This is a genomic window from Streptomyces sp. NPDC049970 (assembly GCF_040660235.1).
In the GTDB taxonomy this organism is placed as follows: domain Bacteria; phylum Actinomycetota; class Actinomycetes; order Streptomycetales; family Streptomycetaceae; genus Streptomyces.
In genome coordinates, this window is the sequence record NZ_JBFALP010000009.1 from 171,870 (window position 1) to 194,906 (window position 23,037).

Here is a 23,037-nt window from a genome sequence, read left to right on the forward strand (position 1 = left end):
TGGATCCGGGCGCCGAGAAGCCGTCCGGTCCCACGGAGGGCGGCAGAGCCCGGCAGCCCGTGTCGGCCCGCGTGGGAGCAGGACGTTCACGGACTGCCGGGCGCCCTACACACGCGGGCCGATTCGTCCGCAGCAGCGGTGGGCGAGAGCCGAAGCTGTCCGCTCTCCCGGTTCAGCACCGCCCGCCCCTCGTCCTCCGTCCGGGCCAGCCCCTCGGCGGCCCACCGTTCGGATCTGCCCTACAGGCGTCCGGCGGAAGGAGGTCGGGGCGGAAGCCGGACGCTCAACTTCGCTTCTGCCCCGACGACTTCTTCTGGCTGTTCGACGGGTCCTGGACAGGACGCTGGCGGCTGTTGTCCGACTCGGCCGTCCGGACACCGGTGGAGGTGCTGGGCGTGTAGTTCCGGGCAGCGGACGAGACCGACGAGGCCGACCGCAGCGGCAGATTCATGTGCACCTCGTTCCCCATCGGCTGCAGGTAGAAGTTGTCCCCCCTGTCCTGCGCCTCCGCCTGCCTCCTCTGTTCGTGGACCTCGTGGGTCGCCTGCGCTGTGGCCACCCCGATGGATGTGGCTGTGCCGATCGAGTTCGCCACCTGGGAGAGACGGGGGTTCGACTCAGCGGTCGCGCCACTCAGGTTGTTGGCGACCGAACCGCCGATCTGGAATGCATCCGCCGCGGCCTGGACGGTATCGAACTGATCACGGCCCTGCGAGTACCCGGCGTACAGATTGGTGCCGAGAGAGTAGCTGGCCTGCAGACCCTGAACGGTGCCGGAAGCGATGTTCGCCCACTTCTCGGCCTGCGGCCCTCCCACGTACTTCGCGGTCCCGGCGGCAATGGTCGGACCGGCGTTCACAGCGGCCTTACCGATGGCCCTGCCGTATGTCTTCAAGACGTCCTTCACGCCCGCGGCCGAACTTGTCGCCCACTGTTGCGCTCTCTGGCTGAAGCGCTCGACCCGGCCGTGGTTCTGTACGTAGAACTCCCCGGCCTCCACGTCGTAGACACCACGCCGGGCGCTTGCCGGCGGCGCGGGCGCATCTTCCGGCACGCTCTGACGCGACTCCCGAAACCGCCCCTGGGAGTCCCTCCGCACGGCACTGTAGGAACTGGAGTAGGAACCGGTACTGTCCAGCGATTCAGGCGAACTCTCGCGCGCCTCCTGTACCTGGGCCGAGGACGACGGCGCGTCGTAGGACGCTGCTACGCTTTTTCCACGCAGAGCACTCCTGACCCCCCTTTCGTCGTTGGCGACCCATGCGTTCCTGCTTTCCGAATAGCGTGCGATCTGCCCTTCGGCGCTCTGCACGTAGTAGTTCTTGGTCCGCGTGTCGTAGATTCCGTGCGTCGCGCCCGCAGGTGGCACGGGTGCGTCATCCGGAACCTCCTGATTCGTGCTGTGGGTCTTCTCCCTGCCGATCTTCACTGCGTAGTAGTCGAAGTCCGACTCTTCCATCCCACATTCTCCTTCGGCTGGAGGACGCCTCCCGGGGGAGGCCTGCTGAGATACGGCGCTGAGGAGCGCGGCACCACGCTCGACGGACACAACGTGGTGGCCGGGTTTCCGGTTCACCGTCAGCGGTTCGGCAGGTGGCCGGGCGAACTGCGGCCCCGGGCCGGGGAGCGCCCCGCGTCCCTACCTGTTCCACCTCTTGTTCGTGTCGTTGACCGCGAGTTCCGCCTCCGTCAGGTCCACGTGCACCGGGATACCGGGGCGGTTGCCGACCTTGATGAGGAAGTTGCCGAGGCCCGGCGGGTCCGCGCGGCGGCCGTGGGCCGCGTCCCAGGCGGGCGGGGTGGACCAGTCGACCAGCAGGCGCCTCTCCGCCTCGGTGAGTTCCACGATCTGGTCCAGCTGCGGCAGTTCGGCGGGGGGCAGCCCCGCTGTGACCACCATGCCGGCGCGTTCCACGAAGCCCTTCGCCTTGGTGCGGTCCTCCTCCGCGGGCAGGGCCATGAGGTCGTCGATGCTGTGGGTGATCATCGCCAGCCCCACTCCGCGCTGGCGGTCCAGCCGGGTGAGGGCGTTGACGCGGTCGACGAGGCCGCGCCCTGCCTGGAGGACGCGCCACAGTTCGTCCATGACGAGGAAGTAGTTGCGCTGCGGTTCCAGTCCGGCGTCCGCGAGCGCGTGTGCGGCGGAGACCGCGCCGAAGCCGTACGACCAGCAGGACAGCAGCGCCGCGGCCTGGAGCAGCGCCTCGCTGTCGTCGATTCCGCTGACGTCGAAGCAGACCGGGCGGTCCAGCTTCATCTGCTCCGTCGTGGGCCGGGCGAAGGTCCCTCCCAGACGGCCGTCGCCGAGCAGGGCGGTCAGCGACGCCTCGAGGTTCTCGGTGATGTCGCGGTAGCGGGTCATGTCGCCCCGGTCCAGCGCGACCGCCCGTACCGCCTCCGGGGCCTCCTTGATGACCTGGACCAGGTCCGCGAGCACCGGGACGCGGCCCGACCGCAGGTCGTGCCGGTCGTCCAGGACGTTCAGCGCGGTCGAGAGGATCGTCTCCTCGCGGTCCGTCGGCGGAGCCGAGCGCAGGATGGTCACCAGCGCCGAGACCATGTGGAGGCGGCGGCCGTGGATGTCGGCGAGGAGGCGTTGACGGGCTTCGCCCGTGAGCCGGGTGGCGGCCTTGCCTGACTCGCCGGGGTCCAGGACGTTCAGGTTGCCGCGGCCCCTGCCCAGGCTGATGACCTGCCCTCCGATGGCCCTGATCAGGTCCGCGTAGTCCGGCTTGAGGTCGCCGAAGATCATCGGGTGGACGCCGTAACCGGAGAGGCCCAGGGCCATGCGCCGCACGATGGTCGACTTGCCGAGCCCGGGGCGGCCGAGCACGAACATCGACGGGTTGGCCAGCAGGCCCGTGCGGCTGAACCAGGACACCGGATCGCAGCACACCGTGGCCCCTGAGTCCAGGTCGCGGCCGAGCGGGACTCCGACCATCGGGGTCCCGGCGCCCGCGCCGAACGGCCACAGGCCGCACACCTGCACCGAGGTGCCACGCCACTCGGGTGCGGGGTCGACATAGCCGACCATGCCGCCGCCGGGGCCGGACCAGCCACGTGAGGTGGGGCGCAGCGGCTGACGGGACTGCTTGGTGGTGCGTGCCATCGGGTTCTCCTCGTTCCTCGCCGGTCTCCGCGCTCGTACTCCGTGCTGCGTCACATGGCGTCGCGCACGGTCTGCGGCACCGCGGTGTGCAGCGGGAGCACCAGGCCCAGGGGCAGGGCAGCGGCGAAGGCCGCGGCCTGGGAGCCGTAGACGGGGCGCACCGCGATACGCGCGGCGGGGGCCAGGTTGTCGACGGCCGCCGCAGCCCTCGGAAGTTCCGAGGCGACGTTGACGGTCGCCGTGATCAGCATGCCGAAGCGGATCACGCCGTGTCCCTGGGCCTGTTCCTCGGTGGTCCTGCGCGCGGCGGTGACCTCGGCGTCCTCCCTGGCCTTGCCGATCTGCGACTGCTGGGCGCTGAACAGTGCGTTCTTGTAGTCCTGTTGGACCACACGGGCGCCCTCGGCCCGGGTGTGCGGGCGATACAGGAGCGTGACCCGCTTACGGGCGATGTCGCGGTTGGGCTGCACCAGCGCGGTGAGGACGTTGGAGAAGACCTCGCCCTGAGGGGCTTCGGTCATGGCCCAGGTCACGCTGAACGCCCCGTCGTGCCGGTAGTGGTCCCACGCCTCCTGGGCGGCCGTGGGCCCGGCCTCGCTCCAGGTCAGTCCGGTGCCGCCGGTGGCCTGCGCCTCCTCCACCAGGGTCGCCACGGTCGGGTCGTAGGCGACGCGCACCGCCTCGGCGAGTTCGGTCGCGGTCATCGGTACGGCCGTACCGGCGCTGGTCAGGGAGAGTCCGGCGGTCAGGCCCGGCAGGCGGGTGCCGATGTGCAGCGCCATGTCCTCGGCGCTGCGGCGGGCTATGCCGGGCCGGGCGGCACCGGAGTACGTCAGCGCGATACGCGTGGTGATCCGCGCGGAGCCCTCGGGATAGGCGGACAGCACCTCCTGGAGCATCTCCGTGGCCAGGCGGGGCGCGTCGGCGACGGAGTTGGCGGCGATCTCCTGCTGGAGGCGCACCCCGGAGTCGGGCGCGGTCTCGACGGTGACGCTCGCGGCGACCAGGTCCGGCTCGGCGCCCAGTGCGGACAGCCACTGGCCCCAGTGGGCCACCCAGGTGTCGACCTGGCGTTCGTCGACGAGGGCGGATCCGTCGGCGTCGCAGGAGATGACGACGGTGTGGTGCCCGGTGGCCGGAATCGTGATCACCGCGAACGGGCGGCCGTAGCCGTCCCGTGCCTCGGTGAGTGTCGACTGCGCCGCGAGGCCCGGGAGTTGGCAGGTCCCGTAACCGGACCGGCCCAGCGGGCCCGACCGGTAGAGGTGTCCGCCGGAGGAGGTCGTACGCCACCAGGCCAGGCGGACCGCGCCGCGCTGCATCAGCGTACGGTCGTGCCGGTCCTTCAACCCGAGGGCGGCCGTGAGCAGCGCCAGCACCGCAGCCAGGCCCAGCGCCGCCCAGAGGGAGACGAGTGAGGCCAGCACCACGGCTATCAGTCCGGTGAGCAGCAGCAGGGTCGCACCCAGGGACAGTCCGCGCAGCCCGGCGGTGCGCGGCTTGCGGAAGTTGCCGTATGTGCGGGTGGTGATCTCTTCAGTGGTCACGGCGCTCCTCCTGCTGGTGGTGGTCGGGGTGCCGGCGGTCCGGGACGGGCACGGGGGCCGCGGACTCCGTGTCGGCGCTGTCGGCGGGGTCGGCCTCGGGCCTGGCGGGCCGGGTCGTGGCGCGTTCGCCGTCCGGCGTTCCGCGTGCGCCGTCGGCCGTTCCGCGTGCGCCCTCGGCTCCCCGGGTGGCCGCGCGGTGGCCGGACCGCGCGCCGGTGGCGTCCGGGCTGACCGCCGCCCCCGCGACCGACCGGCCGGTGGCCAGGCTCCGCAGGTGCGGTACGGGCAGGGCGCCGGTGCCGCCGGCGGACGGGGCGGCTCCGCCTCCGTCGGAGCCCCGGGCCGTACGGCCCGCACCGGAAACGGCCGCCTGGACGACGGGGGCGGCGAACCGCATCAGCGCGGGCAGGGTGAAGCAGGCCAGCACGATCAGCACGACTCCGGAGACCATGGAGACGACCTCGTTGTCCTGTTCCTGACCTGTGATCGAGAACGCGGCCGCGTACACCACGGCCGCGGCCGGTTTGTACAGCACGAAGGCGAGCAGCCAGCCCACGGACCTGCGGAACCAGAGCCGCCCGGCGGGGGTGGAGCTGGCCGCGGCGGACAGGGGCAGCGTCCCGGTGAGGATGACCAGCATGGCCGTCCGCACGATCATCAGGGCGATCTGCGCCACGGTTGCGGTGATCACCAGCACGGCCATGATCAGGACGAGGAACGACGAGTCCGTGCCGCCCAGGGCCAGCATGGCCGAGGTGCGCTTCTCGAACTCGGCCACGCACTGCGCCACCGGTTCCCCGGTCGCGCTGATCTGCCGGCAGCCGGTGGACCTGTCGATGATCCAGACGCTGAACTTGTCCCCCGCTGTGGTCAGCAGGCTGACCACAGCCACCCCGACCGAGGAGACCATCACCAGGTTGAGCAGCCCCTGGAGCGCCTGCCTGGCCGGTTCGCCCCGGCGCTGCCAGGCGAGTTGCCCGGCCGCGACCAGCAGGCACAGTACGGCGGTGAAGCCGGTGACCCACAGGGTGGAGCCGCGGAGGAAGGCCACCGGCCCGGTGTCGTCGCTCAGATCGGGGCTTCCGAGGTCCATCCAGGCGCTGCCGAGTGCCTTGACCGTCGTGCTCGCCGCCTTCGCGGCGCTCTCGGCGATCTCGTCGAACGCGCTGTCACCGAGGTTGTCCGGCGCCGTCCCGGTGCCGTTCCCCACGCAGTACCCGCCGACGGAGGGAGTGACCCAGCCGAAGTCGCACCCGGCCATCAGACGCCTCCCCACTGGATGTAGCCGGCCAGGGAGCCGACCGGGGTGGGGGCGACCGGGGCCGCCGGGTACTCCAGCCGCCAGTCGCCGTCCCGCCACAGCACGGTCGTGGTGGCGGCCTGCATCCGGCCGTCCGGGAACCGCCACACGGTCTGGATCACCGAGGTGCTCTCCTCGTAGGTGACGAACCTGAATCCGGCGATCTGCCCGTGGGCGCCGCCGTCCCGGTCGGTGGACGGTTTCTTCTCCGCGCTCGTGCGTCCCGCGATGTAGGCGTCACGGCCGGCTCCGACCATCTGGAGCCGGGTCACCTTCCGCCAGTCGTCGGCGGCCAGGTACCGCACGCTGATCTGGCTTGTCGCGAGCAGGGCGCCCACGGGAGTGCGTGCGTAGCAGTGCGCCACGTCCTTGCCGGTCACCGCGGGGCCCGACGCCCCGGACGAGGGGACGGCGACGGCGCCGAACAGCTTCCAGGTCACGCCCCGGGGTACGGCGGTGGGCACGTCCTGGCGGGTGTCGGACAGTTCGGGGCAGGGCCCGTCGGCGTCGGGTGGCGGCGACGACGGGACGGCTGCGCGGTCGACGGGCGGCCGTGCGGTGCCGGCGCCGGGGTCCGGGCCGGAGGTGTCCGAGGTGAAGACGACCGCGCCCGCGACGACGGTCACGAAGCCGATGAACGCGGCGGCGAGGACGAAGCCGCCGCGCAGCCAGGGACTTCGGGGCTCGTCGGCCGCCACGCGCGTGCCGGGGTCTGACATGGTTCCTGCCCGTCCTCAGGGTGATGGGTGGTCGGGTGGTGGTCGGAGGAGCGGGGCGCCGGTCCGGCCCGTCGTCGGTGTCGTCGCTGTCGTCGGTGTCGTCAGACGAACGCGCCGACGATGCCGGAGGCGGACCCGACGAGCAGGCAGGCCCCCAGGACGAAGCCGAGTCCCCTGGCGTGGTCGCGGCCGCCTCCCCGGGTGTGGTCGAGCGCCATCCGGGCGGCGACGCCGAAGATGCCGGCGACGCACAGGACGGTCACGGTCCAGGCCACCCACCTCAGTACCTTCAGGAGGTCCTCGGCGCCGGGCGGGGCCTCTCCCCCGCCGACGTCGGGCACGCCCGAGGGCGCCGGTGCGGCTGCGACCGCGTGGGTGAGATAGGGCGAGGCGTCCGAAAAGGCCGCCAGCAGAGTGGACAACTGGGTTCCCCTCTAGGTGGGTTGAGTGAGTCGGGTCAGGTCTCGGGCGAGGGGCACGCACTCCTTGGGCAGATGCGGCTCACCGAGCCGCCAGGGCTCCACCCACGGGATCTCCCACAGCCGGGGCACCGCGCCCGAGACCAGCTGCACCCGGTCCCGCAGGATCCGTGGCCGCCGGCCGGGAGCGTCGGCCATGACGACCAGGCCCAGCAGGTCGATGCCGGTGACCATGCGCGAAGCCCACTGCTGAGCCGCACTCTGCGCGGCGCCGAGTCCGTAGGAGGTGGAACGGGCGACCAGCACGACCGGCTGGTTCCCCGAGGCCGCCGGCCATGCGCGTCCCGCGTCCCGGCCTCCCGGCACGGTCTGTTCAAGCGTGCTGACCCCGGCGCCGCCGTGCACGCCGAGCCACCACCAGGACTGCCCCTCGCTCAGCAGCGGACGAGCCACGGGCAGCGCCCGCTCCGGCCTCGGCACCCCCGCGCCCTGGGGCGCGTCCGGGCCGGAAAGTCCGGACGGCGTCCCTTGAACCGATCGCACCGGTTTCCCGTTGGTGCCCCCCGAACGGCCCGGCTGCGGCAACCAGGGATTGACGACCGGCACATCCCCTGCCACGGCATCTCCTTCGACCACCAACACAACGGGCCGAATAATACACACAAGTTGATAAATCACAACAAACAACTCTTCTTGCAATTGGGATAGATAAGGACTGATTCATCCATGTTCGACTTCAGATCTCCGCCGGGGGTCGCGCCTCAGGCGGGAGATCGCCGGTGAGCGGCGGTCCCGGCCGGGCGCGGTCGGCCGCGCTCGTCACGGGGTGCGCGGTCCTGGGCATGGTCGGCGTCGGCTCCCTGCTCGGACTGTCGGTGCTGGGGGCCGTGGGCCGGGAACAGGAAGCAGAACCAGTGGGGTTGGTCACGGGGCTCAGGTCCGGGGTCGTGCCGCCCGAGTACGTGCGGTGGATCGAGCGGGCCGGCGATCTCTGCGCCGAGGTCAGCGCCCCGCTGGTGGCCGCCCAGATCGAGGCGGAGTCGGGGTGGAACCCCACCGCCGTGAGTCCCGCGAGCGCCGAGGGGCTGAGTCAGTTCATGCCCGGCACCTGGGACACCTGGGGTGTGGACGCGGCCGGCAAGGACGGCAGTCCCGAACCGGACGGTGTGGCCGATCCCTTCACCCCGGGCGACGCGATCATGACGCAGGCCCGCTACGACTGCTGGCTCGCGGACAAGGTAGGGAGGCTGGACATCGGCGGCGACGTCACCCGGCTGATGCTCGCCGCCTACAACGCCGGGCCGGGTGCGGTGCAGCAGTACGGCGGTGTGCCTCCCTACCCGGAGACGCAGGGCTACGTCACCAGGATCATCGCGGCCACGACGAAGTACACCGGCGCCGAACCGGCCGGCACCGGCGGCGGGGCGGACGGCGAGGACGGCAGCGCGTTCGGCGACCGGGTGGTCGCCAATGCCAGGAAGTGGCTCGGCACTCCGTACTCGTGGGGTGGCGGCGGACCGGAGGGACCCGGCCGCGGCTTCGCCCAGGGGGCCGGCACCGTGGGGTTCGACTGCTCCAGCCTCGTGCAGAACGCCGTGTACCACGCCACGGGTGGCGGCCTCATCCTCCCCCGCGTCAGCCAGCTCCAGGTCACGTCCGGCGAAGCGGTGTCACGCGACGACCTCCGACCCGGCGACGTGATCGGATTCGCGCTGAACGGCAGCTACGACCACATCGGCATCTACATCGGCGGCCGGCAGTTCATCCACGCGCCGAAGACCGGCGACGTGGTGAAGATCAGCAGCCTCGACGAGCCCTATTACGCGGGCAAGCCCCAGAAGGTCAGGCGGTTCGGATGATTTCCTCCCGTACACGGAACGCCACCGCGTCCGCGGCCGCGGTGCTCACGTTCGCCCTCGTGGCCGGCGGGTGCGGCTCCGACGACGGGGGCGCGGAGGCCGCGGCCTCCACACCGTCGGCACCCGTGGCCACCGGCACCGGCCCCTACCCGACTCCGTCCGTCACCGGCGCGGACACCGCCGAGCCCACGCCGCCCGCGAGCCCCGGTACTCCGCGCGGAGGATCGGTGCGGCCGAAGGACGTCGACCTCACCGATGCCGACGCGGTCAGCGAAGGTGCGATCACGGCCCTGTGGACGTTCGACACCACCGTCGACCAGGGGCCGCACGACGCCGAGTTGCGCACCGCGGAGGCGGGCTGGCTCACCGACGCCTACGCGGACCGGCTCCGCGCGCGCCCGCCCCGGCCGGTGAGTGGCGCCCAGTGGCAGGAGTGGGCGGATCACGACGCACGCACCACCGTCGCGGCGGACAAGACCGAGGACGCCGCCAGGCCCCCCGACGGCGACACGGAGGCGTGGCGGCAGTGGACAGTCACCGCCACCCCGTCGGGGAGCAAGGGGTGGGTGGGCGATCCCGTCGTCGTAGCGGTCTACGCGCAGCTCACCCGGGCGGCGCCCGGCAAGCCGTGGCGGGTCGCCGACGTCACCGTCCGCTGAGGACCGTGTCCCGGATCAGGCCGGGCGTCCAACCGCACGGGAGAAACGTCATGTCAACGAAGCACGAACACAAGGATGTTCCGGCCTGGCCGGTCTACGACCTCGTCGTCCACGACGACGGCCGGGTCGTCGCGTCAGGCCCCCTCGTTCCCACGACCGGGCACGCCACTCGGGCCTCCGCCATCGGTGTGGTGGCTGTCGCCGCGGCCGGGCTCGGTCGTGCCGTGCGGGCCACGGCGACCGAACCGGGCGGCGAGGTATGGCAGTTGGTCATCTCGCCCGACGGGGAGGTCACCGAGGTCCCCGCAGCCGGATCCCGTGGCCGAGGGCCGAGGAGACGCCGGTCGAAGCGCCGGGAGAAGGCGGCGGCCGCCGCCCCCGGCCCCACGCCCCGATCCGGCGAGCGGAAGGGGACGGGGGCCGGGACGTACGAGGAGTCCCTGGACCAGGTGCGCAACCATCTGGAGGCGGGCCGCACCGAGCAGGCGTGCGAGCTCGCCGCCCAGCTGGACACACGGGCGGCCGGCATCCTCGGCGTCTCCCACCCCGAGACACTGCGCATCCGTGAGGTACGCGCCCGGGCCACGGCGCTGGCCGGGGACACGGTCGGCGGCATCCAGTTGTACCGCGACGTCGCCGAACGCTGGCACTACCAGGGGGACGGCGAGCGGGCGGAGGCGGTGGCGAGCAGTGCCGAGCTGCTGTGGACGGGGATCACCGATGTGGACGAGGCCCTCGATGCCGGCGTCGCGGTGGTCCGTATGCGCAGCCAGATCCCGGGCCAGGACGGCGATGCGCTCACCGCCGTCCTGAAGCACCGGGAGTGGCTGTTGAAGGCTCGTGCCGGGAACGAGCCAGGGGCTCACACCCCGGACGGGCCCGGCAGGTCCCGTGACCCGAACGAACCCGGGACGCAGGCCCCGAGCGGGCCGGGGACGCCGGATCCGAGCGGCCCGGAGGTGCGGGGACCGAGCATCCCGGAGGTGCGGGCGCTGGGCGCGGAGGGTTCACCCGCACCGCGGAGCTCGCGTCCCGCTCCGTCCTGGGAACGGCCGGCGGTGGCCACCCGGAAGGCGGGCTGAGTGGCACCCGGCTTCCGGGTGCCCCCTCCGCGGCCGGGGCGCCCGGTGGTCCGCGTACGACTCGCCGCCTCGCGGTGCGGCGACGGCGTACTCACGCGGCGGACACGTACTTCCCGCCTGCGGACTCGACCACCCCCATGGCCAGTCGCAGGGCACGTACCGCGTGGTGCACGCGCGACTTGACGGTGCCCGGCGGGACTCCGAGCACCTCACCCGTCTCACGCATCGACCTGCCGTAGAAGTACGTCTCGTACAGCGCCTCGCGGTGAGCGGGCGACAGCTCCCTGAACGCCTCCTTCAGCAGCAGGGAGGAGAGCAGCCAGTCCACGTCGTCGGGCCTGGTCAGCAGATCCTCCAGCCAGGTGTTGCCGTTGACCTCCTGGGGGCGGGTCTTGCGCATCCGGTACTCGTCTATGACGAGGTTGCGGGCGACCCTGAACAGCCACGGCCGCAGGGGCTGACCGGACGTCAGGTCCTGGGTCCGCCAGCAACGCAGCAGCGTCTCCTGCACCACGTCCTCGGCCTTGTAGCGGTCACCGTTCAACAGCCTTACCACGTAGGCGTAGAGCGCGCCCGCCTGCTCGTCGTGGAGCGTGCGCATCGCGCGTTCCGTAGCGCTCACCGCTCCCAAGGAGCCCATCACTGTCCAGCTCAACGTACTTACTCCCTCGCTCCATGACCTCAGTGAGAGGTCAGGTCTCGAGGCCGGACTCGCCTCGATCGGGGGAGTGTTACGAGCGGATCTCCACATCGCATTGACGTTCGATTGACGCCGGAGCGGTGGATTCCGCCTCGCCGGACGGTCGCGCGGCGCACGAGGAGCCCCCTCTCCTTCAGAGCGCTCCCGCCGCCGACCTGCGCGTTCTACGTCATGCCACCCCTGCCTCGGACGTCGCGTTCTCCGTGGCAAGGGCGCGTATACGGTGGTCCACACCCCTACCCAAATCGAGATGTTTAACGGTCGCATCGTCCTTTTCGGCGAACCTGGACCACGTGGTGAGCAGAGCTCTGCTGTGGTCGACGGCCGACGGCAGGTCGTCGATCAGCCGCCACACGGCGACCGCGCGCAGCAGGTCCTCATGGGCACGTGGGTCACCCTGCTCATGGCGGATCGTGGCAAGGTCGAGGCAGGTGACGGTGGCGGCGGCGTGGTTTCCGCTCTTGTGCGCGGCGAACGCCTCCAGCGCCTGCGCCTCCAGCGTGTACGGGTGCTCGGCACCGAAGGTGCGCATCGCGTACTCCCGCAGTCTGAACGCGAGCGCCGCCGCAAGCTCCAGCGCACCGGTGTCGATGGCCTGGCCGATCCGCGCGACGAGTCCGACCAGTTGGTCCGGGACCGGCACCGGCGAACCCGCGCCGAGGGGCGGCGCGTCCTCGGCGGACGGTCCGGCGGGCGGTGCCCCGGGCGCAGACGACCGTCCGGCGGAGGGATCTCCGGCCTCCGAGGCGGGTTCGGTTGCCGCCGGCGGCCTGGGCCCCGTCCCGGACGGCTCCTCGTACGGCTCCTGGCGCACCATCCGGCTCGCACCGTCGGCTGTGACCTCGATGCGGGTGGCGTACTCCGCCCTTCGGTCGACGATCAGCGCCTCGACGGGACGGTCCCCGGCCCGCGCCCGGCGCTGCATGGTGTCGAGCACGGCCGCGTTGACGGGCTCGCCGTCCGGAACGGGGAAGGGCACGCCGTCGACCAGCACCGTGCCGTCGGAGTCGATCAGGACCTCCAGGACGGGCGTCTGCCGTGGCTCCGCGGCGTCCCGCCCGGTCCGGTCCTGGTCGATGTGCTTCCTGAACACCCGCGGACTCCTTCTCATTCCTCTGGTGACTTCGTGCTGGTGGGGAGCGCGCTGACGCTCGGGTAGGCGGACCCTTCGGGAAGTTCGACGGCGCCCGAGTACAGGGCGAACGACGTCCTGACGCCGAAGACGTAGGCCTGTGCGCCGCCGTTGTCGGGCAGGCCCTTCGCCTTCTTGACCGCGTCGAGACCCAGGTCGTACGCCGCCAGGGTCAGGTCCAGGCGGTCGAGGTCGTCGCCCTTCAACTCGTTGTTGGCGATGAGGTCGTCGATGTCGTCGGCCAGTGAGCACATGTACCTGCCCTGCGCCCTGATCGAGTCCCCCGCGTCCAGGGCCGAGGTCTCGTCGTTGTCGTCGTCGTCCTCGCCGAACTCCTCGAACTTGTCCGGGGGCAGCTGGGAGATGCCCTTGGCGCCGTCGGGACCTACCAGCTTCGCGTTGAACATCGACTCCTGCTGGAGCTGAGCGGCGATGACGATCGCGCCGATCTGGTCGCATTCCTTCCCGGCGTCCGCGATGTACTCGGAGTAGTCGGCGGGCACACTGCCCTCGGCAATCTCGCCCTTTCCGTCACCGTCGAACGCCGCCGCGACCTTGTCGTTGTCCACCGTCGCGCCGCCGCCGCCTCCACAGCCGAAGATCTGGCAGATGAGCACAAGCGGCCAGAAGATGACGCCGATGGCGCACACGACGATCACCCCGAGCAGCAGGATCAGGATGATCAGCGGGCTGAACAGGCATCCCATGAATCCCGCGCCCGCGCCGGCGACCACGAGAGTGGTGTTCATCCCCTTGCCGCCGGACGGCTGGCTCTTCCCGCTGGCACCTGCGCCCACGGCCGGTCGCTCCCCTCAGTGCTCGCCCGCACGGCCGGTTGCGCGCAGCGCTGAACCAGGTCGTGCGATTTCCCGTAGTGGCTGCCCGACGGATCATCACGGGCTCGTACGGCGCAACGGACACAGCGGCCGAACAGTTCAATGCGGGATTCGTCGCCGTAGCTCGCAACCGAGGGAAGGGATGGACGCTCATGGGTGTCCCACCGGCGGGATCCGCCGGCCCGCAGATGTGGATTCGTGGACCGGCCACCCAGCAGGCCGCCCCGGTGACAGCTGTGTCACCGCAGGCGTCCGGGCCGGCACCACGGTCCGGGAACGCCGGGTCGGCCGAGGAGGAGCCTTCGCCGCACCGCGGCGAGCGCGTCGCCTGGGTCAACGCACACGGCGGCGGCGGGGCCAGCACGCTCGTGGGCGTACTGGGTGGCGCGGACCTGGGCCGCCGGTGGCCGGAGCCGGCCAGGGGTGAACCCGGCGGAGTCCTGCTGGTGGCACGTACCCATGCCGGAGGCATGCGGGCGGCGTCCCAGGCACTGAACGCGCTGCGCCTGGGAGATCACCCCGACGGGGTGCACCTCATCGCCCTGGTGCTGGTCGCCGACGCCCCGGGACGGCTGCCGCGCCGGCTCGGCCAACGGGTGCGTGTGCTGCGCTCCGCAGCCGAGGTCCACCGCGTTCCGTGGATCCCGGCCTGGCGTCTCGGCACGGAGGTGGATCCGCTGCCGAAGCAGGTACGCGCGCTGGCGGAACTCACCTCCGGCGCACCCCGACGAAAAGCGGGACCGCGATGAACCTCGCCGACGAATTCGCACCCAACGGCAAGTTCGATCCGAACCCCCAGGCGAGTGAACTGCTCGGCAACTTCGCCTGGGTGGTGACGGCCGCGGCGGTGGCAGGCGTGATCGTCATCGGCACCCAGATGGCACTCCAGTTGCGCCGCGGCGAGATGGGCGAGGGCGCGACCTACTTCCGCGGATTCGCCATCGTCATGGGCGCCTGCATTCTCGGCATGACCGCGGGGCCCCTCGTGAACTACGTGATCCATCCCTACCTCCTGCCTCCCCCCTGAGCCGTGCGCCGCACGGCACCTGAACATCTGACTGCTTCACGACAACGGAGACCCCATGAAGGACGCCCTGTACTCCCTCCACGCCACGGGCTGGAACTACCTCGCCTCAGCAGGAGGCGGAACCGATGAGGTGCCCAATCCGGAACGAAAGGCTCCGGGGGCGTTGGCCGACGCGGTCGACACCGTGCTGGGGATCGCCGGCTGGGCCGGCACGGCCGCGGGCGTGGCCGGTGTCCTGGTCACCGGAATCATGATGGCCGTGTCCATGAAGCGCGGCGAGGGTTCCGAACACCTCAGCCGCCTGGGCATGGTGCTCGGAGGCTGCGTCCTCGTCGCCACCGCGGGGCCCATCATCTCGTTCGTCTTCGCGTAGTAACGGAGGGCCGCGAGAGAGATCAGCGACATGTTCAGGTCGATACGAAGGAAGGACCCGGTCGACGGGCCCTTCTACAAACAGCGCGGGTGGATCAACTCGGCCGGATTCCTCGGCTTCCTCCTGGTCATGACGCTGGTTGCCCTCTTGAGCGGCACCACCACCGACACGTCCACCAAGGAGTCCGAGGTCGCGGCCGGCAGCAGGGACATGCTCTCCGGGCTGAGCGGCCCGCTCTCCCCCGGTGATCCGCAGGAGGTGCGGAGCGGTCCGGAGGGCCGCCCGGCGAACTGCCGTCCCGACGACCGCGACGCCTCCCTGCCGACCACCACGCCGAAAGACCTGCGGTGGCAGAAGCTCGTCGCCATCATGGTTCCCACCTCACCGACGGCCGGCCCGCTGCAGACCGGCAGCTCCGTGTGGTGGTGCTTCGCCCACACGCCCACGGGTGCGGTGCTCGCCGCACACGTCATTCCCGTCCAGTTGAGCGGGATCACCTGGCGCAGTGCCGCCGAGCAGCAGGTCGTCCCCGGGAAACTACGCGACAGGTTCGTCACCGCAAAGGCCGATGCCGAGGCGACGGACCTGGAGAAGAGCCCCATCGGACGCTTCGTGGGGTTCTCCCTGGCGTCCTACTCGGCCGATACCGCGAACGTGCGGCTGCTCCTCACCAATCCCAGCGGCGGCTACCTGTCGACGTCGGTGTCCGTGCACTGGCGCGACGGTGACTGGAAGATCGCTCCGTACGCCGACGGGTCGCTCTACTCATCGGTGCAGCAGGCGAAGCCCGGCGACTTCACAGCCTGGGGGAAATAGATGTACTTGGCCGAGAAATGCGGCGGTGGACTCGACTTCTTCGGGATGTTCGACGATCCGATCCAGGCGATGATCGAGATGGTCGCCAAGATCGTGATGCGTGGCGCACTCGGGATCTTCGAGGCCGTGGGCGACATCGATTCCTACGACGAGGAGTCGTCGGGAATCATCAACCGGCAGACCCAGTGGATCGTCGTCTACATGGCGGTCGGCTCGATCCTGTTCGCCGCGATCAAGATGGCCCTGGACAGGCGGGGCGAGGCGGGCCAGACCGCGCTGAAAGGCGTGCTGCGCGTCACCCTGGTCAACACGGCTGCGAGCAGCGTGATCATCACGTTCGCCACACTCATGGACAGGTACTCGAGTCACCTGTTCAAGAACAGCCTCAAGAACCTGATGAACGGTATCGACTGCAGTGGCAGCGTCCCGGCGATGCTGTTGCTCGTCGTCGGGTGCCTTCTTCTCCTCTCCGGCATCATCCACGCGCTCCTGATGTGGATCCGGCTCGGCGTGATGATCATCCTGATGGGCACGCTCCCCTTGGCTGCCGCCGCGTCCATGACGGACTGGGGCGGCAACTGGTGGCGCAAGCACATCGGTTGGCTGATCGCCTGGCTGCTGTACAAGCCCACGGTAAGCCTGGTGCTCTACTCGGGTTCCGTCATGGTGAACGCCCAGAAGGCCAGCCAGGTCAACACACAGATCGCAGGAATGGGCCTGCTCCTGCTGTCCGCGATCGCCCTGCCCGCGCTGATGCGGGTGATCGTCCCGGCGACGGAGGCCCTCGGCGGTGACTCGGCCGGGCAGGCCACGATGGGCATGGCCGGCGGTATCGCCTCCGGAGCCAAGTCGATCGCCGGCGGAGCCATCAGCCGCGTGAGCCCCGGTGCCGCCGGGGCACAGGCCCCGTCAGGGGCCAGCGGCGGCGCGACCGGTGCCTCCGGAAAGCAGGGCGGCGGCGGTTCCTCGTCCGGTGGAGGAGGCGGAGGAGCCGGTTCCTCGTCCGGAGGCGGCGGAGGCGGAAGCGCGGCTGCGGCTCGTGGCGGCGCGGCGGCGGCAGGGGCTGCGGTCCCCGTCATCGGCGCGGCGGTGCTCGGAGCGGCGGCCGTGGCCTCCAAGGTCGCCAAGGGAGCGGCGGACGTCACCCAGAGCGGGGTGGAGGGCGCCAACAAGCAGGAGCGAAACGAACGTTGACCTCCACCGGGCGGGTGTACGGCGGGATCCCTCCCGCCCTGCACCCGCCGCACGGTCCGGGCCTCGCGGGCCCGTCCCGGACCGTGACACACCCCTCGCCGGCCCCATGATCCACTCATCGGAAGTGAAGCAGGTATCCCCATGTCCACCCAAGCTCCCGTAGTCCATCCCACGTACGGGAACTGGCGCAGGCCCAGGCGGCCCGGGCTGGGGCCGCTCGGCCTCATCGGCACCATCGGGGTCTTCGGCGGCATCGTCGTGGATCTCATGCTGTCGCTGATCTCGCTGCAGGTCACGTTGTTCGCCGTCGTCGCCCAGGCCCTGTTCCTCCTGCCTCTGATGGCGCGCACGCAGGACGGGCGGAACGTCTACCAGCTCCTGGCGCTGCGCATCAGCTGGTTCAACCGCAAGTCCAAGGGATCGACCACCTACGTCTCGGGGCCGCTGTCCTCGCGGCCGGGCGGGCGGTTCCGTCCGCCCGGGCTACTGAGCCGGGTCAAGGTCAGGGAGGGCAGGGACGCCTACGACCAGCCGTTCGGCGTGCTGCACCACCGCAGCCGGAACCTCTACACCATCGTGCTCGGCTGCGAGCCCGACGGTGGTTCCCTCGTCGACCCCGACCAGGTGGACACCTGGGTGGCGTCATGGGGCCAGTGGCTGGCGCGGCTGTCCTCCGAACCTGGCCTGCGCGGGGCCGCCGTGGTGGTGGAGACCGCCCCAGACACCGGAAACAGGCTGGCGAACGAACTGCTGCCGCGCATCCGCCCCGACGCCCCGGCCGCGGCACGCGCGGTCATGGAGGAAGTGGTCCAGCGGTACCCGAGCGCGTCCTCCGAGATGCACACCTACATCTCGTTGACCTACGGCGCGCCTGCCGGGCAGAGGCGCAAGACCGACGAGATCATCACCGACCTCGCCATCCGCATCCCCGGCCTGCTGGCGGGAGTGGTGGGCGCGGGCGGCGGGCCCGCCGCCCCGCTGTCGGCCGAGCGCATCGCCGAGGTCGTACGCGTGGCCTACGACCCGTCCGTCGCGGGGGACGTGCTGGACGCCCGCGCCCAGCACGGCGGCACCGGACTGGAGTGGGACGACGCGGGCCCCTCCGCGACCGTGGAGAAGACCAACGCCTACCTGCACGACTCGGGGGTGTCCCGGACCTGGATGCTCACCCTCGCACCGCGCGGCACGGTCCGCGCCAACGTGCTGCACGGTCTGCTGGAGGCCACTCCGGGCACGCGCCGCAAGCGGGTCGCGCTGCTGTACCGCCCCATCGACCCGGCGACCTCGGCGCGCATCGTCGAGTCGGACCGCAGGGCGGCCCAGTTCATGGCGACCTCACGACGCGGCATGGTGCAGGCGCGAGCCGCCAACGAGGTGAGCGCCGCCGAACAGACGGCGGTCGAGGAGGCCACCGGTGCCGGCCTGGTCGAGTTCTCACTGATGGTCACGGTGACGGTCGACTCCGCCGCCGACCTGGAGGACGCCAACACCTCCATCCGCAACCAACTCGCCGGAGCACGGCTGTTGATGCGCCCGGCCGACCTGATGCAGGCGGCGGCGTTCAGCTGCACGCTGCCGACCGGGATCCTGCCGTGGGAGTACACCCTGGTCCCGCGCGAGCTGAAGGAAGCACTGTGAGAACGAGGAAGACGACCGGCAGCACGAAGAAGCCTCCGGCCCCGCCCAGGGAGCGGCTGGTCCCCCCGCGTGGCTGGCCCGGCCCCGGAGGCGGCCAGGTGGCCAACCTCGACCCGCCGACGATGTGGCGGGCCACGACCGTCCAGGCGTGCGGGCTCTGGCCGTTCGCGGCAGGCTCGGGTGCCCCCATGAGCGGCGTACCGCTGGGCCAGCACCTCTACACCGGTGCCACGGTGTGCGGCGACCCGCTGTCGTGGTTCACCCGCGCCCACTACATCTCCAACCCCTCGCTGTTCATGCTCGGTATGCCGGGCCTGGGCAAGTCCACCCTGGTCAACCGCATGCTCATCGGACTGGCCGCCACCGGTGTGGTGCCACTGGTGCTGGGCGACCTCAAACCCGACTACGCCGACACCGTGCGCGCGCTCGGCGGCCAGGTCATCTCGATCGGGCGCGGGGTCGGCGGCATCAACGTCCTCGACCCCGGGGCCATGGGCGCCGCGGCCCAGCGCATCGGCGGCGAGGCCGGCCGGGTGCTGAGCGCCGAGACGCACGGCCGTGTCCTGAACATGGTCGCCGCGCTGGTCACCATCGTGCGCGACCGCCCTGTGGACGACCACGAGCAGTCGGTGCTGTCCGCCGCGCTCCACCATCTGCGCGAGCGCACGCAACCCGGCCGCCAGCCGCTGCTGCCCGACCTCCTGCGCGTCCTGGCCGAGGGGCCGGACCGGGTGCGGGCGGTGACCCTGGACCGTGGCGACGAGACCCGCTACCGCGATGCGGTGGACCCGCTGCACCGGTCCCTGCTGGGCGTCCTGGACGGTCCGCTGGGCGACACGTTCGCCTCCGAGACCTCCACCCGTATCGACCTGGACGCGTCCGCGGTGTGCGTGGACATCTCCCGGATCGGCGAGGCGGACACCCAGCTCACCGCCGCCGCGATGCTGGCCGCCTGGTCCGACGGCCTGGGTACGGTGGCCGCCTCGCACGCCCTCGCGGACGCCGGACTCAGGCCACGGCGCTGGTTCTTCACGGTGCTGGACGAGCTGTGGCGGCCACTGCGCGCCGCCTCGGGCATCGTGGACCGCATCGACGCCCTGACCCGGCTCAACCGAAGTCTCGGTCTGGGCGACGCCAAGATCACCCACACGCTCAAGGACGCCGAATCGCTCGGCACCGACGCCGACCGGGTCAAGGCGCGCGGCTTCGTCGAACGTGCCGGCATGGTGGTCTGCGCGGGGCTGCCGCGCCAGGAGATGGAGGAGCTCGGCCAGATCGTGGGCCTGTCCCGCCGGGAGATCGAACTGGTCGCCTCGTGGTCCTCGCCTCCGGGATGGGCCGCGCACGGGGACCGCGAGGAGCCGCCCGGCCGCGGACGTTTCCTGATCAAGGTCGGTGGCCGGCCCGGTATCCCGATCCAGGTCGCGATCACCGACACCGAACGGCGTCTGCACGACACCAACAAGCGCTGGGCCGAGAACGAGCAGGCCGTGGAGAAGGCGTCCGCGGACGTCGCCGGCCGCGTACAGCGGTGGCACGAGAACGGGGCGGGACGCGCATGAGCGGGAACTCGTCCGGGGGCAGGAGTTACGGCAGCGAGATGGCGCCGTGGGCCATCGTGCTCGTGGCGGGCGCGAGCCTGGTGCTGTTCGGCGGCGTGTGGCTCGGCGGGACCGTGGGCGCGGCGCTGACCGGCTCGGGCTGGCACACCCCGCCGTTCACCCTGGCCACGTTCGGCACGTTCCTCACCGGCGGGCCGACGAGGATCTGGCCGGACGCCTCGCCCGCCGGTGTGGTCGCCGGCATCGCCCTGGTCTTCGGCTCGGCCGTCGCCGCCGTCGTGCTGGTGGCGCGACGGGTCATGCGGTACGTCGCCAGGCCCAAGGGTCTGGCCGGGAACCGGGAGCTCGCCTCGCTGTCCCCCGCCGGCATCGCGGAGCGGGCCCGTGAGCTGCGGCCCTCGCTCAAGGGCCGCGAGCACCTGCACCCGGACGAGACCGGCAACCTCCTGGGAGATCTGGATCCGAGCGGCCCGGAACTGCGGTCCTCCTTCGAGGACGTGGAGCTGGACCTGATGGCCCCGCGCGCCGGCAAGTCGACGGGCATCGCGGTGCCACGTGTGCTGCGCGCCCAGGGCGCGGTGCTGCTGACGTCCAACAAGTCCGACGTGTACGCCGTGACCCGGGCCGAGCGCGAGAAGGCGGGCCGGGTGTGGACGTTCGACCCGCAGGGCATCGCCCACTCACCGCGCGCGATGTGGTGGGACATCCTCTCCGACTGCCACACCATCGAGGGCGCCCGTCGCCTGGCGGGGCACTTCGTCGCCTCGGTCAACGACGACCAGTCGAAGAAGGACTTCTGGATCTCCGCGGCCCAGAACACCCTCACGGCCCTGTTCCTGGCCGCCGCACGCGGCGGGGGTTCCGTACTCGACCTGCTTGGCTGGCTCGCCGACCCCGCCGACCGCACACCCGTCGACCTGCTGCGGGACGTCGAGATGCACGCCATGGCCGAGCAGTTGCAGGGCACGGTCCGGGGCGCGGTGGAGACCCGCGACGGCATCTACGAGACGGCCCGGCAGTGCGTCGCCTGTCTGCTCGACCCGGAGATCGTGCGATGGGTGACGCCCGACCCCGCGCTTCCGCAGTTCAAACCGCACGATCACGTGCTGGCCCGGGACACCCTCTACCTGCTGTCGAAGGACGGCGGCGGCTCGGCCGCCGGGGTCATCGCGGGGCTCGCCGACACGACGATGCGCGCGGGTGTGATGGCCGCCGAGCGCATGGGCGGACGGCTGGACCCTCCGATGACCGCGGTGCTCGACGAGGCGGCCAACGTGTGCCGCATCTCCGACCTGCCCGACCTGTACAGCCACTTCGGCTCGCGCGGCATCAACGTCGTGACCCTGCTCCAGAGTTACCGCCAGGGCAGCCGGGTGTGGGGAGAGGCCGGTATGGACGCCCTGTGGAGTGCGGCCACCATCAAGCTGCTCGGTGCCGGCCTCGACGACGCGGACTTCGTGGAGAAGGTGTCCAAACTCGTCGGCAACCAGGACGTACGCACGGCGTCCGTCTCCCGGAGCAAGGACGGCACCTCGCGCTCCTACTCCTACCGGCTGGACCCGGTGCTGCCCGCGGACCGCATCCGGGCTCTGCCCAAGGGCAGCGCGCTGCTGCTGGCCACCGGCGTGCGGCCCGCCCTGATCAGGCTTCGCCCCTGGTACAAGGAGGCGAACGCGGGTCTGATCTCGGCGGCTGCCAAGGCCGAGACGGCCGCCATCACCGAGCGGGCCGCCCGTTCCTGGGCCGGTCAGGCGGCTCCGGCCGACGGCGTGAGCAAGTGGGAGAGGAACGCGGTGTCACTGCGCAAGCCCTGATCCGCGCAGGTCCTGGTGCACGCGAGCCCTGGTCCGCGCAGGCCCTGAGCGCTCAGGGCCTGCGCGCCAGCGTCGCCGCGCGCAGCAGCCACTCGACGGGCCCGTACCGGAAGCGCCGCAACAGCCATCCGCTGTAGGCGAGTTGGACGGCGTAGAGGACGAGGCACCCGGCCATCAGCGTGGCGGCGCCGAAGCGGCCGTACCAGGCCAGTCCGTAGCCGGTGAAGACCAGTGCCATGACCAGGGACTGGGTGAGGTAGTGGGTCAGGGCCAGGCGGCCGGCCGAAGCGAGGACACCGGCGATCCGGCTTCCCGACCGGGTGCGCAGCAGGAGCAGGAGACCGCAGGCGTACGCGGCCGTCAGGGCCGGGGCGGTGAGCACGCCGACGGCTGACCCGACGTCGTACCACCGCGCGTCCAGCGGCCCCTTGCGGCAGACGGCCATGAAGGCGCTGCCGGCCAGGCCGAGGGGCAGGGCGCAGACGACGATCTGCACCATCCACGCGCGGTAGCGGTCGGTCTGCGCGAGCAGTTCACGCCGACCGGCTGCGAGTCCCACCAGGAAGGCCGCCAGCATGTCGGCGCCGTAAAGGAGGTTCCACCCCAGTGCACCGCCCCACCGCTCCAGGTTGATGCGGACGACCGAGCCGAAGTCGCCGCGGTAGGACGCGGCCACCTCGCGCACCGCCGCGGTGACGTCCTGCCCGGGTCCGGGCTCGGCGAGGGCGACGGTGAGCAGGCCCCAGGCCAGCAGGCAGGCCGCGACACCTGCGACGAGGCAGGCGGCGGCCCGTACGGCTGTACGGGGTGCGATGTCGCGGACCCCGAACAGGACGAGGCTCAGGACCGCGTAGGTGACCAGGACGTCGCCGGGGAAGAGGAGGACCGCGTGCGCGACGCCCAGCAGGAACAGAGCGGTCAGCCGACGCAGATGGCGGGGGGCGAACGGCGCCCCCGCACGCTCGGCCGAGGCCCGCTGCAGCGTGAAGCTGTACCCGAACAGGAAGGAGAAGAGCAGATAGAACTTGGCGCTGACCAGGGTCGTGATCGTCCATCCGGCCACCGCGTCCGTCCATGACGCGGACAGCTCACCGCCCGGACCCATGTGGGGTCCGGCCATGGCCGGGGCGTTGGCCAGGAGAATCCCCAGCAGGGCGAATCCGCGGAGTACGTCGACATCTCCTACCCGGTGACGCCTCGGCACCGCCTCTGCGTCGCGGAGAGCGGGTGTGCGGCGCGGGGAATGCAAGA

General features: G+C 71.3%; 22 protein-coding genes. 11 read left to right on the top strand and 11 right to left on the bottom strand.

The genetic code is table 11. The features are described 5' to 3' along the window. Nucleotides 1-283: 283 nt before the first annotated feature. From AB0I83_RS18610 to AB0I83_RS18640, 7 genes are all read right to left on the bottom strand, one after another. A complete protein-coding gene (locus AB0I83_RS18610) occupies nt 284-1,459 on the bottom strand; it encodes a hypothetical protein (RefSeq protein WP_363305347.1) in 1,176 nt (391 codons plus the stop codon). Nucleotides 1,460-1,639: 180 nt separating this feature from the next. Next, nucleotides 1,640-3,109 (bottom strand): ATP/GTP-binding protein, encoded by a 1,470-nt coding sequence (locus tag AB0I83_RS18615; RefSeq protein ID WP_356530663.1) that lies wholly within the window; start codon nt 3,107-3,109, stop codon nt 1,640-1,642. 50 nt (nt 3,110-3,159) lie between these two features. Continuing rightward, nucleotides 3,160-4,656: an SCO6880 family protein gene (locus tag AB0I83_RS18620; RefSeq protein ID WP_356530661.1), complete on the bottom strand. Its 1,497-nt coding sequence runs from the start codon at nt 4,654-4,656 to the stop codon at nt 3,160-3,162. Beyond that, nucleotides 4,646-5,917, bottom strand: coding sequence for a hypothetical protein (locus tag AB0I83_RS18625; RefSeq protein ID WP_363305348.1), 1,272 nt, complete (start codon nt 5,915-5,917; stop codon nt 4,646-4,648). Before AB0I83_RS18625 ends, AB0I83_RS18620 begins: the two co-directional genes overlap by 11 nt. Next, nucleotides 5,917-6,675 carry a hypothetical protein gene (locus tag AB0I83_RS18630; protein WP_363305349.1) on the bottom strand — a complete coding sequence of 253 codons (759 nt, stop codon included), beginning with the start codon at nt 6,673-6,675 and terminating at the stop codon, nt 5,917-5,919. Before AB0I83_RS18630 ends, AB0I83_RS18625 begins: the two co-directional genes overlap by 1 nt. Before the next feature lie 101 nt (nt 6,676-6,776). Next, a complete protein-coding gene (locus AB0I83_RS18635; RefSeq protein WP_356530658.1) occupies nt 6,777-7,097 on the bottom strand; it encodes a hypothetical protein in 321 nt (106 codons plus the stop codon). 12 nt (nt 7,098-7,109) lie between these two features. After that, nucleotides 7,110-7,547, bottom strand: coding sequence for a DUF6668 family protein (locus AB0I83_RS18640; protein ID WP_363305350.1), 438 nt, complete (start codon nt 7,545-7,547; stop codon nt 7,110-7,112). Nucleotides 7,548-7,873: 326 nt separating this feature from the next. Here AB0I83_RS18640 and AB0I83_RS18645 point away from each other — a divergent pair, with 326 nt between their 5' ends. The 3 genes from AB0I83_RS18645 to AB0I83_RS18655 are packed head-to-tail and all read left to right on the top strand — an operon-like array spanning nt 7,874 to nt 10,694. Then, entirely contained in the window at nt 7,874-8,953 is a 1,080-nt protein-coding gene (locus tag AB0I83_RS18645) for an NlpC/P60 family protein (RefSeq protein ID WP_363305351.1), read from the top strand. Next, entirely contained in the window at nt 8,950-9,612 is a 663-nt protein-coding gene (locus AB0I83_RS18650) for a hypothetical protein (protein ID WP_363305352.1), read from the top strand. The genes AB0I83_RS18645 and AB0I83_RS18650 overlap by 4 nt, the downstream gene beginning before the upstream one ends. Before the next feature lie 50 nt (nt 9,613-9,662). Next, a complete protein-coding gene (locus AB0I83_RS18655) occupies nt 9,663-10,694 on the top strand; it encodes a hypothetical protein (RefSeq protein WP_363305354.1) in 1,032 nt (343 codons plus the stop codon). A 91-nt stretch (nt 10,695-10,785) separates the two neighbouring features. Here the strand turns inward: AB0I83_RS18655 and AB0I83_RS18660 are convergent, their stop codons facing one another. The 3 genes from AB0I83_RS18660 to AB0I83_RS18670 form a co-directional block, all read right to left on the bottom strand. Next, nucleotides 10,786-11,295: a sigma-70 family RNA polymerase sigma factor gene (locus tag AB0I83_RS18660; RefSeq protein ID WP_363305355.1), complete on the bottom strand. Its 510-nt coding sequence runs from the start codon at nt 11,293-11,295 to the stop codon at nt 10,786-10,788. Between the two features lie 268 nt (nt 11,296-11,563). Beyond that, nucleotides 11,564-12,487, bottom strand: coding sequence for a hypothetical protein (locus AB0I83_RS18665; protein ID WP_363305356.1), 924 nt, complete (start codon nt 12,485-12,487; stop codon nt 11,564-11,566). Nucleotides 12,488-12,501: 14 nt separating this feature from the next. After that, the gene (locus AB0I83_RS18670) at nt 12,502-13,323 is read right to left on the bottom strand and encodes a transglycosylase SLT domain-containing protein (RefSeq protein WP_363305358.1); all 822 of its coding nucleotides are present in this window, start codon (nt 13,321-13,323) and stop codon (nt 12,502-12,504) included. A 191-nt stretch (nt 13,324-13,514) separates the two neighbouring features. Here AB0I83_RS18670 and AB0I83_RS18675 point away from each other — a divergent pair, with 191 nt between their 5' ends. The 8 genes from AB0I83_RS18675 to AB0I83_RS18710 all read left to right on the top strand — a co-directional run bounded on the left by AB0I83_RS18675 (nt 13,515) and on the right by AB0I83_RS18710 (nt 21,786). Next, nucleotides 13,515-14,111 (top strand): DUF6668 family protein, encoded by a 597-nt coding sequence (locus tag AB0I83_RS18675; protein WP_363305360.1) that lies wholly within the window; start codon nt 13,515-13,517, stop codon nt 14,109-14,111. Further along, nucleotides 14,108-14,389, top strand: a complete 282-nt coding sequence (locus tag AB0I83_RS18680; protein WP_363305362.1) for a hypothetical protein — start codon at nt 14,108-14,110, stop codon at nt 14,387-14,389. Before AB0I83_RS18675 ends, AB0I83_RS18680 begins: the two co-directional genes overlap by 4 nt. A 55-nt stretch (nt 14,390-14,444) precedes the next feature. After that, the gene (locus tag AB0I83_RS18685; protein WP_356530643.1) at nt 14,445-14,762 is read left to right on the top strand and encodes a hypothetical protein; all 318 of its coding nucleotides are present in this window, start codon (nt 14,445-14,447) and stop codon (nt 14,760-14,762) included. 30 nt (nt 14,763-14,792) lie between these two features. After that, the gene (locus AB0I83_RS18690; RefSeq protein ID WP_363305363.1) at nt 14,793-15,578 is read left to right on the top strand and encodes a hypothetical protein; all 786 of its coding nucleotides are present in this window, start codon (nt 14,793-14,795) and stop codon (nt 15,576-15,578) included. Nucleotides 15,579-15,584: 6 nt separating this feature from the next. Further along, entirely contained in the window at nt 15,585-16,772 is a 1,188-nt protein-coding gene (locus tag AB0I83_RS18695) for a hypothetical protein (RefSeq protein WP_363305364.1), read from the top strand. 141 nt (nt 16,773-16,913) lie between these two features. After that, nucleotides 16,914-18,410: an SCO6880 family protein gene (locus tag AB0I83_RS18700; RefSeq protein ID WP_363305365.1), complete on the top strand. Its 1,497-nt coding sequence runs from the start codon at nt 16,914-16,916 to the stop codon at nt 18,408-18,410. After that, nucleotides 18,407-19,972 (top strand): ATP/GTP-binding protein, encoded by a 1,566-nt coding sequence (locus tag AB0I83_RS18705; RefSeq protein WP_356530638.1) that lies wholly within the window; start codon nt 18,407-18,409, stop codon nt 19,970-19,972. Before AB0I83_RS18700 ends, AB0I83_RS18705 begins: the two co-directional genes overlap by 4 nt. Beyond that, nucleotides 19,969-21,786, top strand: coding sequence for a TraM recognition domain-containing protein (locus AB0I83_RS18710; protein WP_363305366.1), 1,818 nt, complete (start codon nt 19,969-19,971; stop codon nt 21,784-21,786). Before AB0I83_RS18705 ends, AB0I83_RS18710 begins: the two co-directional genes overlap by 4 nt. A gap of 52 nt (nt 21,787-21,838) precedes the next feature. On the opposite strand, the gene AB0I83_RS18715 is transcribed toward AB0I83_RS18710, so the two are convergent. Beyond that, nucleotides 21,839-22,990, bottom strand: coding sequence for a DUF418 domain-containing protein (locus tag AB0I83_RS18715; RefSeq protein ID WP_363305367.1), 1,152 nt, complete (start codon nt 22,988-22,990; stop codon nt 21,839-21,841). Between the last annotated feature and the right edge of the window lie 47 nt (nt 22,991-23,037).